The sequence below is a fragment of the Nocardia farcinica genome, assembly GCF_029867845.1.
In the GTDB taxonomy this organism is placed as follows: Bacteria; Actinomycetota; Actinomycetes; order Mycobacteriales; family Mycobacteriaceae; genus Nocardia; species Nocardia farcinica_A.
On record NZ_JARWRU010000838.1, the window covers coordinates 1 to 14,613 of the forward strand.

The 14,613-nt window shown below is 69.8% G+C and carries 14 protein-coding genes; 10 read left to right on the forward strand and 4 right to left on the reverse strand.

What is annotated here, in order from left to right; translation table 11 throughout:
* The 3 genes from QH283_RS18275 to QH283_RS18285 all read left to right on the forward strand — a co-directional run.
* A partial coding sequence (locus tag QH283_RS18275; protein ID WP_280504204.1) for an alpha/beta fold hydrolase occupies positions 1 to 910 on the forward strand: 910 nt, incomplete at its 5' end.
* 22 nt (positions 911 to 932) lie between these two features.
* On the forward strand, positions 933 to 1,646 hold the full coding sequence (locus QH283_RS18280; protein WP_280504205.1) for a ferritin-like fold-containing protein: 714 nt from the start codon (positions 933 to 935) through the stop codon (positions 1,644 to 1,646).
* Positions 1,647 to 1,911: 265 nt separating this feature from the next.
* Positions 1,912 to 2,139 (forward strand): DUF3107 domain-containing protein, encoded by a 228-nt coding sequence (locus QH283_RS18285; protein ID WP_280504206.1) that lies wholly within the window; start codon positions 1,912 to 1,914, stop codon positions 2,137 to 2,139.
* A gap of 77 nt (positions 2,140 to 2,216) precedes the next feature.
* Here QH283_RS18285 and QH283_RS18290 read toward each other — a convergent pair whose 3' ends face one another.
* Complete coding sequence (locus tag QH283_RS18290) at positions 2,217 to 2,891, reverse strand: TetR/AcrR family transcriptional regulator (RefSeq protein WP_280504207.1); 675 nt, start codon at positions 2,889 to 2,891, stop codon at positions 2,217 to 2,219.
* A 242-nt stretch (positions 2,892 to 3,133) separates the two neighbouring features.
* Here QH283_RS18290 and QH283_RS18295 point away from each other — a divergent pair, with 242 nt between their 5' ends.
* The 7 genes from QH283_RS18295 to QH283_RS18325 all read left to right on the forward strand — a co-directional run bounded on the left by QH283_RS18295 (position 3,134) and on the right by QH283_RS18325 (position 11,565).
* The gene (locus tag QH283_RS18295) at positions 3,134 to 4,210 is read left to right on the forward strand and encodes a DUF3152 domain-containing protein (RefSeq protein WP_432420745.1); all 1,077 of its coding nucleotides are present in this window, start codon (positions 3,134 to 3,136) and stop codon (positions 4,208 to 4,210) included.
* A 148-nt stretch (positions 4,211 to 4,358) separates the two neighbouring features.
* On the forward strand, positions 4,359 to 5,543 hold the full coding sequence (moeZ, locus tag QH283_RS18300; protein ID WP_280504208.1) for an adenylyltransferase/sulfurtransferase MoeZ: 1,185 nt from the start codon (positions 4,359 to 4,361) through the stop codon (positions 5,541 to 5,543).
* A gap of 98 nt (positions 5,544 to 5,641) precedes the next feature.
* The gene (locus tag QH283_RS18305; protein ID WP_280504209.1) at positions 5,642 to 6,502 is read left to right on the forward strand and encodes a TIGR02569 family protein; all 861 of its coding nucleotides are present in this window, start codon (positions 5,642 to 5,644) and stop codon (positions 6,500 to 6,502) included.
* 152 nt (positions 6,503 to 6,654) lie between these two features.
* Positions 6,655 to 8,574: an SCO2524 family protein gene (locus QH283_RS18310; protein ID WP_280504210.1), complete on the forward strand. Its 1,920-nt coding sequence runs from the start codon at positions 6,655 to 6,657 to the stop codon at positions 8,572 to 8,574.
* A gap of 3 nt (positions 8,575 to 8,577) precedes the next feature.
* Positions 8,578 to 9,495 carry an SCO2523 family variant P-loop protein gene (locus tag QH283_RS18315; protein ID WP_280504211.1) on the forward strand — a complete coding sequence of 306 codons (918 nt, stop codon included), beginning with the start codon at positions 8,578 to 8,580 and terminating at the stop codon, positions 9,493 to 9,495.
* A gap of 31 nt (positions 9,496 to 9,526) precedes the next feature.
* Entirely contained in the window at positions 9,527 to 10,546 is a 1,020-nt protein-coding gene (locus QH283_RS18320; RefSeq protein ID WP_280504212.1) for an SCO2522 family protein, read from the forward strand.
* 17 nt (positions 10,547 to 10,563) lie between these two features.
* Positions 10,564 to 11,565, forward strand: a complete 1,002-nt coding sequence (locus QH283_RS18325; RefSeq protein WP_280504213.1) for an SCO2521 family protein — start codon at positions 10,564 to 10,566, stop codon at positions 11,563 to 11,565.
* Positions 11,566 to 11,570: 5 nt separating this feature from the next.
* On the opposite strand, the gene QH283_RS18330 is transcribed toward QH283_RS18325, so the two are convergent.
* The 3 genes from QH283_RS18330 to QH283_RS18340 all read right to left on the reverse strand — a co-directional run.
* Positions 11,571 to 12,479: a hypothetical protein gene (locus QH283_RS18330; RefSeq protein ID WP_280504214.1), complete on the reverse strand. Its 909-nt coding sequence runs from the start codon at positions 12,477 to 12,479 to the stop codon at positions 11,571 to 11,573.
* Between the two features lie 54 nt (positions 12,480 to 12,533).
* Positions 12,534 to 13,073: a GNAT family N-acetyltransferase gene (locus tag QH283_RS18335; protein WP_280504215.1), complete on the reverse strand. Its 540-nt coding sequence runs from the start codon at positions 13,071 to 13,073 to the stop codon at positions 12,534 to 12,536.
* A gap of 167 nt (positions 13,074 to 13,240) precedes the next feature.
* The coding region (locus QH283_RS18340; protein ID WP_280504216.1) for an MFS transporter at positions 13,241 to 14,613 on the reverse strand (1,373 nt) is incomplete at its 5' end.

Genomic DNA, 14,613 nt, shown 5'->3' on the forward strand with positions numbered 1-14,613 from the left:
CCGCGAGGGCGCGGAGTGCCGGCTGCCGCCGGTGTTGCTGGTACCGCCGCTGGCCGCGCCCGCGAGCTGCTTCGACCTGCGGCCGAGGCAGAGCCTGGCCCGCTTCCTGCTCGGCACCGGCCGCACTCCCTATCTGATCGACTACGGGGAGATCGGGTTCGCCGACCGGCGCATGGGCTTCGAGGACTGGATCGACGACATCCTGCCCGAGGCCGTGCTGCGCGCCAGCGCCGATCGCGGTGGCGCGCCGGTCGACCTGATCGGCTGGTCCATCGGCGGCACGCTGTCGCTGCTCACCGCCGCCGCGCAGCCGCAGCTGCCGATCCGCTCGATCACCGCCGTCGGCTCGCCACTGGACTACGACGCCATGCCCGGCATGGGCGCGGTGCGCGCGGCGGCCAGGCTGGACCGCGCCAGGGTGGTGTCGGCGGCCATGCGCGCCACCGGCGTGCCCGCGCCGCTGACCCGCGCCGCCTACCGCGCGACCGCCTGGAACCGGGAATTGACCAGGCCGCTGTTCGTGGCGAACAACATCGCCCGCACCGAATCGCTGGCCAGGATGGAGTCGATCGACCGGTTCATGGCCGACATGCCCGGCTACCCGGGCAAGTTCTACGCCCAGCTGTGGGAGCGGCTGGTGCTGGCCAACGACATCGGCCGCGGCGGGCTGCGGCTGCGCGGGCGGTGGATCGCGCTGTCCCAGGTGAGCGCGCCGGTGCTGTTGATCGGCGGCACCGAGGACGTGATCACCCCGGCCGCCTCGGTCGCCGCGGGCACGCGGACGCTCACCGGCGCGCCCTTCGTGCGCTACGACACCGTGCCCGGCGGTCACCTGGGCATCCTCACCGGCGAGAGCGCCAGGGACACCACCTGGGCGCACCTGGAGAAGTTCCTCGCCGAGGTGTCCTGAGCGGAGGGCTACGCTTGGCGGCATGGGAGCACAGTCATCCGCAGCTGTCGGTGTCTCGTCGTCCGACTCGTCCTCGCCGCAGGCGAATCCGCCCATCGCCGCCGACCATCCCGGTGTGACCGAGCTGTTCGCGGTGCTCGCCTACGGTGAGATCTCCGCCTTCTACCGCCTGGCCGAGGAAGCCGAGCTCTCCCCGTCGCTGCGCGGCAAGGTCGCGGTGGCGGAGATGGCGGCCGCGGAGATGTCGCACTTCCGCACCCTGCGCGAGGCGCTGGGCGAGCGCGGCGTGGACATCTACGAGGCGATGAAGCCCTACGTGCGGCCGCTGGACGCCTACCACCGTTCCACCGACCCCTCGACGTGGCTCGAGTCGATGGTCAAGTTCTACGTGGGCGACGGCATCGCCGCCGACATCTACACCGAGATCGCGGGCGCGCTCAGCCCCGAGGTGACCGCGATCGTGCGCGACGTGCTCGCCGACACCGGCCACTCGGAGTTCGTGGTGGAGGAGGTGCGCCGCGCCGTCCGCGACAACCGCTCCGAGCGCGACCGGCTGACCCTGTGGGGCAGGCGGCTGCTCGGCGAGGCCATCACCCAGGCCCAGTTCGTCATGGCCCAGCGCGACGAGCTGACCGAGCTGGTGCTCGCGGTGACCGGCGACCTCAACGGCATCGGCGCGCTGTTCGAGCGCATGCAGGCCAGCCACGCCGAGCGGATGGCCGTCCTCGGCATCTGAGCCGGGCAGCTGAGCCCGCACCTCCGCGTCCGGGCAGCCGCGTCCGGGCCGCCGCGTCCGGGCCGCCGAGTCCGAGCAGTGAGTCCGGGCCGCCGGGTCCGGGCCGCCGGGTCCGGGCCGGCCGGAGGTCCGCCGACCACCCGGTCCGCGGTTCGCCGGTCGCCCGGTCGGTTCGCTGACAGCGCAGCCCTCGGTGTGCCCGCGCCCGCGGCGGCTGCACTAGCCTGGGGCGGACAGCACAGGACTCTAGGTTCGGAGGTTGGCCGTGGAGGTCAAGATCGGTATTTCGGATAGCCCCCGCGAGTTGGTCATCACCAGCACGCAGACGCCGGAAGAGGTCGAGGCGCTGGTGTCCGAGGCGCTGACCGGGGCCGAGGGCATCGTGCGGCTGACCGACGACAAGGGGCGCACCTTCCTGGTGCAGGCCGCCAAGGTCGCCTACGTCGAGATCGGCACCTCCACCGTGGGCCGGGTCGGCTTCGCCGCCGTCTGATCCACCGACGCGACGAGCCCTCGACGTTCCGGGAAGGAACATCGAGGGCTCGTGTCGCGTGCGGGAGAAGTGCGGGATCAGCCCCGGCGATCGTCGTTGTGCAGCGGCACGTGCGACAGGCCGCCCCAGGCCAGCGCGACGGTGGTGTCCACCGCCTCCTCCTTCGGGATCGGGCGGTCGGCCTCTAGCCAGTACCGGGCGGTGAACTGGCTGGCGCCGACCAAGCCGACGGCCAGGATGCGGGCGCGATACGGGTCGAGCCCGGAATCGTGGGCGACCAGGTCGAAGACCGCGTCCACGCATGCCTCGGTGGCCTGCTCCACCCGGCGCTGCACCTGCGGCTCGCTGGTCAGGTCGGATTCGAAGACCAGGCGGAAGCCCTGCATCTCGTTGTCGACGAAGTCGAAGTAGGCCTGCACGGCCGCGCGCACGCGCTGCTTGTTGTCGGTGGTGGAGCGCAGCGCCTGGCGCACGCTCGACACCAGCATGTCGACATAGTTCTGCAGCACCGCGATGTAGAGTTCGAGTTTGCTGGTGAAGTGCTGGTACAGCACCGGCTTGCTCACCCCGGCGACCTGGGAGATCTCGTCCATGCCCGCCGCGTGATAACCACGGAGGACGAAGACCTCGCTGGCTGCCTGGTGCAGCTGCTGCCGCGGTTGGTCGCGCGGCAGCCGGGTGCCGCGCTTGGTGGGCTGCGGGGCATCGGAGGACAGTCTCCGCGCCGCCATCCGGTCCACGAGGTCGGTCATATGTTCTCTCCCAGTCGATTCCCCGGGGCAAGAAAGGGGTTGTACACCGGGTATTCACTGCACGATACTCGCTCGGGTGTCCTCAGCCGACCCCGGTGCGTGATGATCGAACCCCCGGGTGAGATTAATCGCAACCTTCCGGCGTCCCCGGTGCGGGCGCTGTGGCAGCGATCGCGCATCGCTGTGGCAGTCATCGCGCACCGCCCGGGGCGGGATTCGCGCGCTGTGAGAACCTGGTGTCCGTGACCGACCGAACGGAAAGACCGTCCGGCGGCGGGCACGATGTGACCTCGGGAGTGACATCGCGGCCGGACGCACCCGCAGGCGACACCAAGGCGACCGCGGCCGAGCCATGGGCGCGCCCCGACCGATCCCGTCAACCGCTGCGCGCCCGCTGGGACCCCACCGCCGCCCCCGACGCCACTCGCCGCGCTCCCCGCCCCGATCGTCCGGTCAAGAAGCAGAGCGCGCTCGGCCGCTTCGTCTCCACCTACGGCTGGCGGGCCTACGCCCTGCCTGTGCTGCTGGTGGTGACCGTGCTGGTGCTGGTCGACGCGGTGCGCGGTGGCCCGGGAGTGGCGGCCGACGGCGAGCAGCCCGGGTTCGGCAGGCTCAGCTCACCGACCCAGGACGGGGTGATCGGCGCCCCGCCCGGCGACGGCTCCTTCCCCGCCGACCTGCCCACCGGCGCACTGCCAGAGGGCGGCCCGTTCACCGAGGCGGGCAGCAAGCAGTGGCGGGTGGTCGGTGGCAGCACCCCGGAGTTCGGCAAGGGCACCGAATACCACTTCACCTACACCGTCGAGATCGAGAACGGGGTGAACACCACGGCATTCGGCGGGGACGTCGCGGTGGCCACCATGGTCGACTCCACCCTGGCCAACCCGAAGAGCTGGATCCACGACCCCCGCTTCGCCTTCCGCCGCATCGACAAGGGCGAGCCCGACTTCCGCATCTCGCTCACCTCCCGCCAGACCATCCGCGAGGCCTGCGGTTTCGAGATTCCGATCGACTCCTCCTGCTACAACGGCAGCATGGACCGGGTCCTGCTGTCGGAGGCCCGCTGGGTGCGCGGCGCGCCGGCCTTCGACGGCGACATCGGCTCCTACCGCCAGTATCTGGTCAACCACGAGGTCGGCCACGCCATCGGCTACCACCAGCACCAGCCCTGCGAGACGGTCGGCGGGCTGGCGCCGATCATGATGCAGCAGACCTTCGGCACCGACAACGACGCCATCGCCGCGCTCGACCCCGACGGGGTGGTGCCGATGGACGGCAAGAGCTGCCGGTTCAACCCCTGGCCCTACCCGCGCGGCTGACCCCCGCCACCGCCGCGCGCGCGGATACTGGAGTGCGACAGCTCCGACCGCCGCCGTGAAAACGCAGGTGGACGCGCCGGGGGAAGAACAGCACAGCTCCCGACGTTGTACCTCGGGATTCGGCCCACACACCACGAGGAGCCCGGAAGTGTCGACATCGAGGTCCCTGCCACCGCTGGTCGAGCCGGCCGCGGAGCTGAGCAAGGACGAGATCGCCCGTTACAGCCGCCACCTGATCATCCCCGACGTGGGAGTGGACGGGCAGAAGCGACTGAAGAACGCCAAGGTGCTGGTGATCGGCGCGGGCGGACTCGGCTCGCCCGCCCTGCTCTACCTGGCCGCCGCCGGTGTCGGCACCCTCGGCATCGTCGAGTTCGACGAGGTGGACGCCTCCAACCTGCAACGGCAGGTCATCCACGGCCAATCCGACGTCGGCCGGTCCAAGGCCGAGAGCGCTCGCGATTCGATCCTCGAGATCAACTCCAACGTCGAGGTGCGGCTGCACCAGTTCCGTCTGGAACCCGACAACGCCGTCGAACTGTTCTCCGGGTACGACCTGATCCTGGACGGCACCGACAACTTCGCCACCCGCTACCTGGTCAACGACGCCGCCGTGCTGGCGGGCAAGCCCTATGTCTGGGGCTCGATCTACCGTTTCGAGGGTCAGGCCTCGGTGTTCTGGGAGGACGCCCCCGACGGCCGTGGCATCAACTACCGCGACCTCTACCCCGAGGCCCCGCCGCCGGGCATGGTGCCCTCCTGCGCCGAGGGCGGCGTGCTCGGCGTGCTGTGCGCCTCCATCGGCTCGATCATGGTGACCGAGGCGATCAAGCTGATCACCGGCATCGGCGAGCCGCTGCTGGGCAGGCTCATGGTCTACGACGCCCTCGACATGACCTACCGCACCATCAAGCTGCGTCGCGATCCCGAACGCAAGCCGATCACCGAGCTGATCGACTACGAGGCGTTCTGCGGCGTGGTGTCCGAGGAGGGGCAGGCCGCCGCCGCGGGCTCGACCATCACCGCGCAGGAGCTCAAGGAGTTGCTGGACTCGGGCAAGGAGATCGAGCTGATCGACGTGCGCGAGCCGGTCGAGTGGGACATCGTGCACATCGAGGGCGCCAAGCTGATCCCCAAGGACCGCATCCTCTCCGGCGAGGCGCTGGCCGAGTTGCCGCAGAACCGGCCGATTGTGCTGCACTGCAAGACCGGCATCCGCTCCGCCGAGGCGCTGGCGGTGCTCAAGAGCGCGGGCTTCTCCGACGCCACCCACGTGCAGGGCGGCATCGTGGCCTGGGCGACCACGGTCGACCCTTCGCTGCCGGTTTACTGACAGGCCCTCTACCGGCCAGGACCTCGGTACATCACGGTCGCCGCACCCTCGGCGCGCCGTGCCGGACCGGGTGTGGTCACGGCGTTAACGTACGAGTCGTGACCACCCCCGACTACCCGCAACCCCCCGAGCACGTGCGCTCCACGTTCGGACTGCGTGGAGTCGAGCCGGTGTATCTGGGCGACTGGGAGGGGGGCTGGCGGTGCGGTGAGGTGGTGCTGACTCCGGTGGCCGATCACGCGCGCGCGGCATGGTCGGCCAAGGTCCGCGAGACCGTGAAGGTGGACGGTCTGCGTCTGGCCCGCCCGGTGCGCGCCACCGACGGCCGGTACGTGGTCTCCGGCTGGCGTGCCGACACCTACCTGCCCGGCACCCCGCAACCCCGCTACGACGAGGTCGTGTCGGTGTCGTTGCGGCTGCACAAGGCCACCGCGCTGCTGGAGCGGCCGCGCTTCCTGGCGCAGCCGCCCATCGCTCCATGGGCCGAGGTCGACATCTTCGTCGCCGCCGACCGCGCGGCCTGGGAGCAGGTCCCGCTGCGCACGCTGCGCGCCGGCGGCATCCCCACCCCGAGCACCCCCGACGGCTACCGCAGCCTGGAACTCATCGGCCTGCTGGCCACCCTGCGCAAGCCGGTGCGCACGCCACCGCAACTGGTGCACGGCGATCTGTTCGGCACCGTCCTGTTCCAGGGCGCCGAGGTGCCCGTCCTGACCGACATCGTCCCCTACTGGCGTCCCGCCACCTGGGCGGCGGGCGTGGTCGTGGTCGACGCGCTGTCCTGGGGCGGCGCCGACGACGGCCTGCTCGAGCGATGGTCCGATCTGCCCGAATGGCCGCAGATGTTGTTGCGCGCGGTCATGTTTCGACTAGCGGTGCACGCCCTGCACCCCAGGTCCACCCCCCAGGCCTTCCCCGGGCTGGCGCGTACCGCGGACATGGTCCGCTTCCTGCTCTGACCGACTCCGACGGACACCGACCGACTCGGGGAACTCGTTCGTCGACCGGACCGGGAAACCCGTTCCAGCGTGCTAACTTACGACTATCGCCGACGCCGGCCGGCACGCGGGATCGGCGCGGCCCGGACATCGGGGTGAGGACGGGCGGCAGGATGAGAATTCAGCCACGGCAGCAGATTCTGGGGATATGGCAGGCCATGGTCACCGCCTGTCATCGCGACGGTGTGTGGCACTGGGGCGGCAGACGGGGCTCCAACTCCATCTCCGATGCCGAGCAGCTGCTGTGCCTGCTGTATCCGGCGACCGAGATCCCCGGACTCGCCCTGGATCGCCCCGACGACACGGCCGAGGACGTGCTCGGCGCGTTGAGCGGCCTGACCGAACGGCCGCCGGGGGAGGACGCCGAGGACTGGCTGCTCGAACCGTCCGGCCCGGCGGCGGTGGTCGGCGAGGCGATCGTCGGACTGATCGAGAACTATCACGACCGGTACACGAAAAGTGATGGCACACCGGACTTCTCGGGCGGCGATTACCTGCGCTCGGCAGAGGAGAGGCCGGTCACCGAGGAGCAGCGCCGCATCGACGTGGTCGACTCGTTCTCGATGTCGCTGACGTTGTGCATCGCCGCGCTCGGCTTCCTGCGCGTCTTCCGCGGTTTCGTGCGCGCGCAGACCTACCCGGAGGCCGACGAACTGCTCGTCCGCATCGACGAGCTGTCGGGCCGGGTCTCGCAGCGGCTGACCGCGGCCATGATCGGCCTGGTCCGCAGCTTCATCGTGCATCCGGTCCGCCCCAATTCCGAAGTGGCGGAGACGATCCTGACCACCATGGGGCAGCGGCCCGGCCGCTCGAAGAGCGCGCTGCTGGAGAACCTGATCCGCGCGCTCGACCCGATCCGCAGCCAGTTGCGCAGCGACGTCACCCTCGGGCAGCCGCGCACCCCGCGGCGCTGGCGCGACGACATGCTCTTCGAGTGCGGCTGGACCTGGGGGGTGGCCGACGACTCCGGTGAACTGCCCGATTTCCCGGACCACGCCATCAGCGCACAGCCCGGCCGGGCGGTCCGGCGGCCGTACCTGTACTTCACCATCGTCGCCCTCGACGGCATCAACGACCTCACCTCGCAGCGCACCCGGCGACTGGACCTGCTCGACGACCAGCAGCGCAGGCTGGCGGAGTCGCTGCAGACGCGCTGGCATCTGACCCAGCAGTACTGGTCGACCCTCGCCCGTTTCGGCGACACCCGCTGGCCGCTGGAGGACATTCCCTGGCGCACCTCCGACGGCGAGGAGTCCGATTACTTCAGTGCCCTGGTGTCCGCGGTGCTCATCCAGGATCTCGTCAGCCGCGCCGCCAACGAGGACGACCTGACCAGGGCGGTGGACATCTTCGACGAGCTGGCCAAGCGCGGGCGCATCACCCGCAGAGCGGTGCGTGGGGACGCCGCTGTCGACCTGCACAGTCCCGGTGTGCCGCTGCGGCTGCGCGGCACCGAGAGTCAGGACGCGCCGCTGCTGGAGTGGATGGTGGGTGATTACGCCACGGTGCTGCTCAAGCGCGTGTTGCAGGCGGCGCGGCTCTCCGGCGAGGTCGGCTCCCGCGACCGGCTGCTCGAGCTGGCCAAGGCGATCATGGACCACCTGGAGAACCGTAAGATCGCCGAAGGACCGGCCGCGGGCCTGTGGGATTCCGCCGCGCGCGTGTTCCCCACCCTCGAGCCCTCGGAGAAGGATCTGGTGCCCTCCTGGTACTTCACCGAGCGGATGATCGAATGCCTCATCACCGCCGACCGCACCTTCCGCGCGCTGCCGTTGCGGCCGCCGTCGATGGTCGGGCGCGCGGTCGAGTTGCTCAGTGAGGCAGAGCATCTGCTCAACCAGGAGTGGTTGAACGTGAGCCTGGACGACATCTCCGAGAAACGGCAACGCCTGGAGGACATCGAGCAGCGCCTCGACCGCGCCCGCGACCTGGTCGACGACAAACCAGGCACCGCGGTCAGTATCACCACGCTGGCGCTGGCGGATCTGGACGAGCTCTCCTATGCCCGGCTCGATGCCACGAGGAGCGTCTGAAACGTGCTGGTATTCGCCATCTCCGACAAGGGCGGCACCGGACGCTCGGTCACCAGCGTCAACCTGGCCTACCGGCTGACGCTGAAGGGCAAGAACGTCGCCTACGCCGACTTCGACTTCGGCTCGCCCACCTCCGGCGCGCTGTTCGAGATCGGTGGCATGGAACGGGGGCTGCGTGGCGGTGGCGGCCTGCACAGCTATCTGCTCGACGGCACCGGGGTCGCCAGGCAGTTCAACGTCCGCGAGGTGACCGATCGGCTCGACCTGCGCAGGCGCTCACCGCGCGACGGCAAGCTGGTGCTGTTGCCCGGCGACGAGGGCGGCGGCGAATTCGCCTTCATCGACGACGCGATGGTGCAGCGCTGCGCCGACCTGCTGACCGCGCTGGAGAGCGAATTCCGCGTGGTCATAGTGGATCTGAGCGCGGGCCGGTCGGTGGCGGCGCAGCTGGTGCTCAAGGCCACCGCGCTGCCGGAACTGAGCGCGACGACGGTGCGGTGGCTGGTCTACCACCGATGGACCCGCCAGCACATCGTGGCCGCCCACAACCTCGTGCACGGTCCGCACGGGTTGTTGCAGACCGGCGCCGGATTCGGTCACGACGAGGCACGGTTGCAGTCCTCGATCCGCTATGTGCGCACCGCCGTGGGTGATCCGAACCGGCGGGTCGACGACCAGGAACCCGCGCAGGCCACCTGGGTGCAGGAGCAGAACCGCGCCCTGCGCGAACTCGCCAATCGCTATCATCTCGGTTCGAGCGTGATGCTGGGCATGACGCCGATCGAACCGGTATTGCTCTGGCGCGAGCAGATCATCCTGGACCGGGATGTCGTCACCAAGATCGCACAGGCCGAAACCGCGCAGGCTTTCGGCGAATTGGCCAGGCGCGTCGACGACAGCGCCTCGTGGGAACGGGTCTGATCCATCACCAGTCGAGGAAGGGCGCGGGCCGGTGAGCCGCACGACGGGCTATAGCGAGGCGACCGAGGACACGAGGGTCGAGAATGTGGCGTTGTCGCATGTCTCCATCGAGGTCGGCCACTTCTACATGGATCACCTCCTCAACGGCGAGGACCGCATCCGCGCCCAGTTCGAGGAGGTGGGCGCGGTGGTCGAGGGGCTGACGGTCGCCGCGCGCCGCCGGTTCGGCCCCGCCGCGAGGATCAGCACCTGTTTCCTGATCGACGACTACTTCCGGCCCGACCCCGAGCCGGGACCGATCCTGGACCGGCTGCTGGCTGTCGCGGGCGAGTGCGGCGTCACCATCGACTATCTGGCGCGCGAGGCGGCCTGCTGGGAGATGCCGATCTGCCGTGACGGCCGGGTGAGCGAGGAGCGGGTGCCGCTGGCCGAACTGGTGGCCGCGCGCATCGTCGCCGAGCCACCGCGCAACAGCAACGGCGGCAGGCCGCCGACCAGCGAATCGGGCTGGTTGTGCAACGGCACCCGCGCTTCCGACAGCGGACCGGCCCAGGCCATGCACCACACGCCGTACGTGCCCGCCGAGGAACTCGGCAAGCGCAACCACTCGATATTCCTCGACGTGGAGATGTGGAGCAGGCAGGTCGAGCAGGTCGACGGGATCACCGCCGCCACGACGAAGTGGTCGTGCCCGTTCCTGGCCGCGGTGTGGCAGTTGTTGCGGCTCGGCATGATTCGTGATCTCGGGGCCGCGGTGGTGCGCCCGCAGCGCTGGCGGCCCGGGGTGGACGTGTGGCCGCAGCGGTTCCGCGAGATGCCTGGTGTCGTGCAGCTGACCGCCGATCCCGCGCCGTTCGCCGCCTACCGCTCGCTGTCGGTGCTGCCGCACCGCTATCTGGGCATCGAGCACGCGGTGAAGGTCATCCTCGATCATGTCGAGGTCGACGGCGAGATCGTCGACCAGATCGTCGGGCGCGGGCAGGCCGAGCGCGTCGAGGTGCCGCGTTCGGTCACCGAGCGCATCTCCCACCATCTGCTGTACGGCTCGTGAGAGCGGTCGGCGGCCCCATGACCCAGCCACCCGGCTCCGCGGCGCGAGACGCCGAGCCGCTGATCGTGCTCGGCGAGGTGCGCAGTTGCCTGCTGCCCACCTCCACCGCGTTGAGCAGGCCGATGGTGCAGGACCTGCTGACCCTGGTCCCCGGCAGGCGCGTGCCCGCGAGGGACCGCCCGATCCCGATCGCGCAGTCGGCGACCACGGCGGTGGGTGTGGACTGTGATCTGGCGATCGAGCGCGGCAACGGCCGCGATCCGCGCGCCATCGGCACCGTGGCGGTGCAGGCAGTGGTGGTGGGCGGGCGCATCCTGCAGAGTTCCGCACGCACCGAGGTGGTCGTCGCCCAGCAGAAGCGCCGTCGTGAGTGGTCGCATTATCTGAGCCGGGTCGGGATGGTCGAGGTGGTGACGCGGACCGCCCCGGATATCGCGCATCGGCTGGCCGAGGGATACCTGGCCGGGGAGACGCCGGCGCACACCCTCGATCTGGCTTCGATCTGCGAGCGTCTGCTGGCCAGGGTGCGCCGCGACACCAGGCTCGACCGCAGACCGCCCCTGCTGGCCCCACCGACCCGGCTGCGCTGGATCGCGCGGGTCGGTGAGGTCGACGAGCCGCGGTTGGCCATGCACCTGGTGAACGACACCGTCCGCACCGCCCGCGTGCTCGTTCCCGACGCGGCACTGCTGCCCGAGGTCCGGCGGTTCTGCGAGGATCTGGCGGTGCACGACTGGCTGCTGACCACGACCGCGGCGGCGGTGCAGGAGTCGGACCGCTTCCCCTCCGGCAGCGCGGAATCGGTGGAGGCGCTGACCCCGGTGTTGACCGAGTTGGCCCATCTGTGGATGCCGGGAGCCCACCTGGGCGAGCCGGTGCGCTCGCTGTGGGCGCAGTTGCAGCGGGAGCCGGGCTTCACGAACCAGTGGAACGCCTACATCGGCCACATCCGCGACCGCACCAGCGTGGCGATGCTGCACGCGCTGCGCGCGAGCCGGGTCGGCACCACCGAGTGGTGAGCACTCTAGATGCGGAACCAGCGCCGGACCAGCAGGGCGAAGAACACCGAGGTCGAGACGATGCCCGCATAGGCCTCGGTGACCAGCAGGGGCTTGGTCGCTGCGTCGTCGCCTCCCGGCACATCGTCGAGCCCGGCCGGATCCAGGTAGTTGGTCAGGCACAGGTGGATCGCGTCGCCGACGGAGATGGAGGTCACGAGGGTGATGGCGACGCTGAACAGCGCCAGCTGGGCCACCATCCACAGCAGCAGGCGGAACGGCCGGTAGCCGTAGCCGCAGGTGGCCGCCGAGATCCAGCGGCCGACGCGCTTGCGCGCCGGCCACAGCGCGGCGGTCTCGGCTCGCGCCTTGGCCAGCCCGCACCGGTCTTCGGCGTCGTCGTCCTCGTTGTCGCGATGCAGATTCATCGCGCGCGACCAGGCCAGCGCGGCATGGGCGGGCAGGCCCGCCCGGCGCAGCAGCGGGCCGAGCTCCTCGTAGACATCGGCCAGCAGGGTGCGCTGGGTGCGGCTCAACCGAAGCGGACCGCGGAATTCGACATCGGCGGCCATCAGCGCGAGCAGGGCGCGCGTCGGCGTGCCGTCGTCGGCCGCCGCGTGTGCGGTCGCCTCCGTCGTGTGGCCCGGCCGGTGGGACGGTGGCCGCGGCCCGGCGAGGAGTCCGTAGAGATGGCGGAAGACGAGGCTGTCGCCGCGGCGGCGGCTGCTGGGCGGGTCGTATTTGGCGAGGATGCCCTCGATGTGCAGGTTGAATTCGTCGAGCAGCCCGGTCTCGGCATCGGGCCCGCGACCGCGGCGCGCGGTGGCCAGCAGTGCGCGCACCTCGTCGGCGTAGGCGGCCCCGTGCCTGCCGATCCGGTCTGTCATGGAGGCGACGAACGACGAGATCTCCGGCTGTTCGGCATGCACACTCATACGCCTCCCCCTGGCGGTGTTGCTCGTGAAATCCACCATATCAAGACAATTCGGTCACCAACTCGGACGTGGACGCTTGATCCAGCGATCCTCGGTGGGGTCGATGACCGGTCTGCCCGGCCGTTCGATCGGCAGCGCCATCACCTCGCGGCCCTCGCCGGTGCCGAAATAGTCGTCCTCGTAACCGATTCGGACGAAGCCGGCCTTCTCGTACAGTCCGACCGCCACGTGGTTGTCCGAACGCACTGTCAGGCAGACGGATTCGACGCGATGCGCGCGGCAGGTGCGGATCGTCCGCTCCAGCAGGGCGCGGGCGAGGCCGCGTCCGCGCGCCTCGGGATGCACGGCCAGACCGAGCATCCAGCCGCGCGTGCGGCCGATGCCGAGCAGTGCGTAGCCACCCACCCGCCGATCGGTCTCTGCCACCGACCACAACGCGCCGTGCAGGTCGTACAACTGGCGCAACATGGGATACGGCCAGGCCAGCTCGCGGAACTCGACGCGTTCCAGCTCGCAGATCTCGGACAGGTCCGCCCTGGTGGCGCCGCGCAGGATCGGCTGCTGATCGGTCTCGATGTCGGTTCGCCCCACCACTCGCCCCCGCTGTCGTTCGTAAGTGCAGCGTACGGGTTCGGCGTCCGCCGGTGTTCGTGAACGATCGAGCGAATACGACGATGCCGCACCGGAATTCCGGTGCGGCATCGGTTCGGACGATGAATTTACGGCGTGGACGGAACTTGCTCAGGGACTGTTCAGCGGCATCACACCTGCGCGTAGGCCAGCGAGGACACCCGGGAGATCGCGAAGGACGACCGCAGGTAGAAGAACCAGGTGACGCCCGCCATGACGAGGAAGGCGGCGGCGTATGCCCAGAAGGCCGGGTTCATGCTGCCGAAGTTGATGTTGGACAGGCGCAGCGCCTGCTGGAGCAGGTAGCCGCCGGAGGCGCCGATCGCGCCGATGACGCCGATCGCCGCGCCCGCCTGACGCTTGGCCGAGGCCGCCGCCTCGGTCAGGTCGAGGCCGTGCTCGGAGGCGTACTTCTTCGACTCGGCGTTGAAGATGGACGGGATCATGCGGTAGGTCGAGCCGTTGCCGATGCCGGTCAGGATGAACAGGGCGAGGAAGGCGATCAGGTACAGCGGGAAGCTGCCCAGTTCCAGGGCCGCCACGATCGCGGCGACGGCCACCGCCATGCCGGTGAAGACGGCGACGGTGATCTTGGCGCCGCCGAGGCGGTCGGAGATCCAGCCGCCGAAGGGGCGGCTGAAGGAGCCGACGAAGGCGCCGAGGAAGGCCAGGTTGCCCAGGGTGGTGATCCAGCCGATCTGCGCCAGCTCGGGGAAGTTGGCCTTGATCAGGGTCGGGAAGGCGAAGGAGAAGCCGATGAACGAACCGAAGGTGCCGATGTAGAGGAACGACATGATCCAGGTGTGGCGGTTGGTCAGCGCCAGCTTGTAGGACTTGCCGTCGGACTTGGCGGTGGTGATCGAGTCCATGTAGCGCAGCGCGCCGACGGTGGCGATGACGATGAACGGCACCCACACCAGCACCGAGAGGGTGATGCCGAAGCGGTAGCCCGCCGCGTCCTTCGCGGTCAGGTGCGTGCCGAGGGTGATCAGCAGCGGCAGGATCAGCTGGGTCTGCGCCACGCCGAGGTTGCCGCCCGCGGCGTTGATGCCGAGCGCGGCGCCTTTCTTGCCCTCCGGGTAGAAGAACGAGATGTTGGCCATCGACGAGGAGAAGTTGCCGCCGCCGAAGCCCGCGAGTGCGGCCAGCAGCATGAACACCCACATCGGGGTGCCGGGCTGGTTGACGAACCAGGCCAGGCCGAGGGTGGGGATCAGCAGCATCGCGGCGCTGAAGGCGGTGAAGGCGCGACCGCCGAAGCGCGGGATGGCGAAGGTGTACGGAATGCGCAGTGCCGCACCGACGAGGGTGGGGGTCGAGGTCAGCAGCAGGGCGTTGCTGACCGCGGTCGGGTTGCCCTGGCCGAGGCCCTCGAGGAAGGAGAAGCCGGCCGCGCCCATGCTGGTGACCACGGTGCCCCAGATGACCCAGACACTGAAGCCCAGGTTCTCGGCGAAGACTGAGAAGCTCAGATTCTTTATGTCTGTGAGTATTACGCCGGATT

Bases quoted from the DNA above. Each gene is read 5' to 3' on its own strand.
- QH283_RS18280 (WP_280504205.1), top strand. From the start codon at position 933: ATGGGAGCACAGTCATCCGCAGCTGTCGGTGTCTCGTCGTCCGACTCG.
- QH283_RS18290 (WP_280504207.1), bottom strand. From the start codon at position 2,891: ATGACCGACCTCGTGGACCGGATGGCGGCGCGGAGACTGTCCTCCGAT.
- QH283_RS18310 (WP_280504210.1), top strand. From the start codon at position 6,655: ATGAGAATTCAGCCACGGCAGCAGATTCTGGGGATATGGCAGGCCATG.
- QH283_RS18325 (WP_280504213.1), top strand. From the start codon at position 10,564: ATGACCCAGCCACCCGGCTCCGCGGCGCGAGACGCCGAGCCGCTGATC.
- QH283_RS18330 (WP_280504214.1), bottom strand. From the start codon at position 12,479: ATGAGTGTGCATGCCGAACAGCCGGAGATCTCGTCGTTCGTCGCCTCC.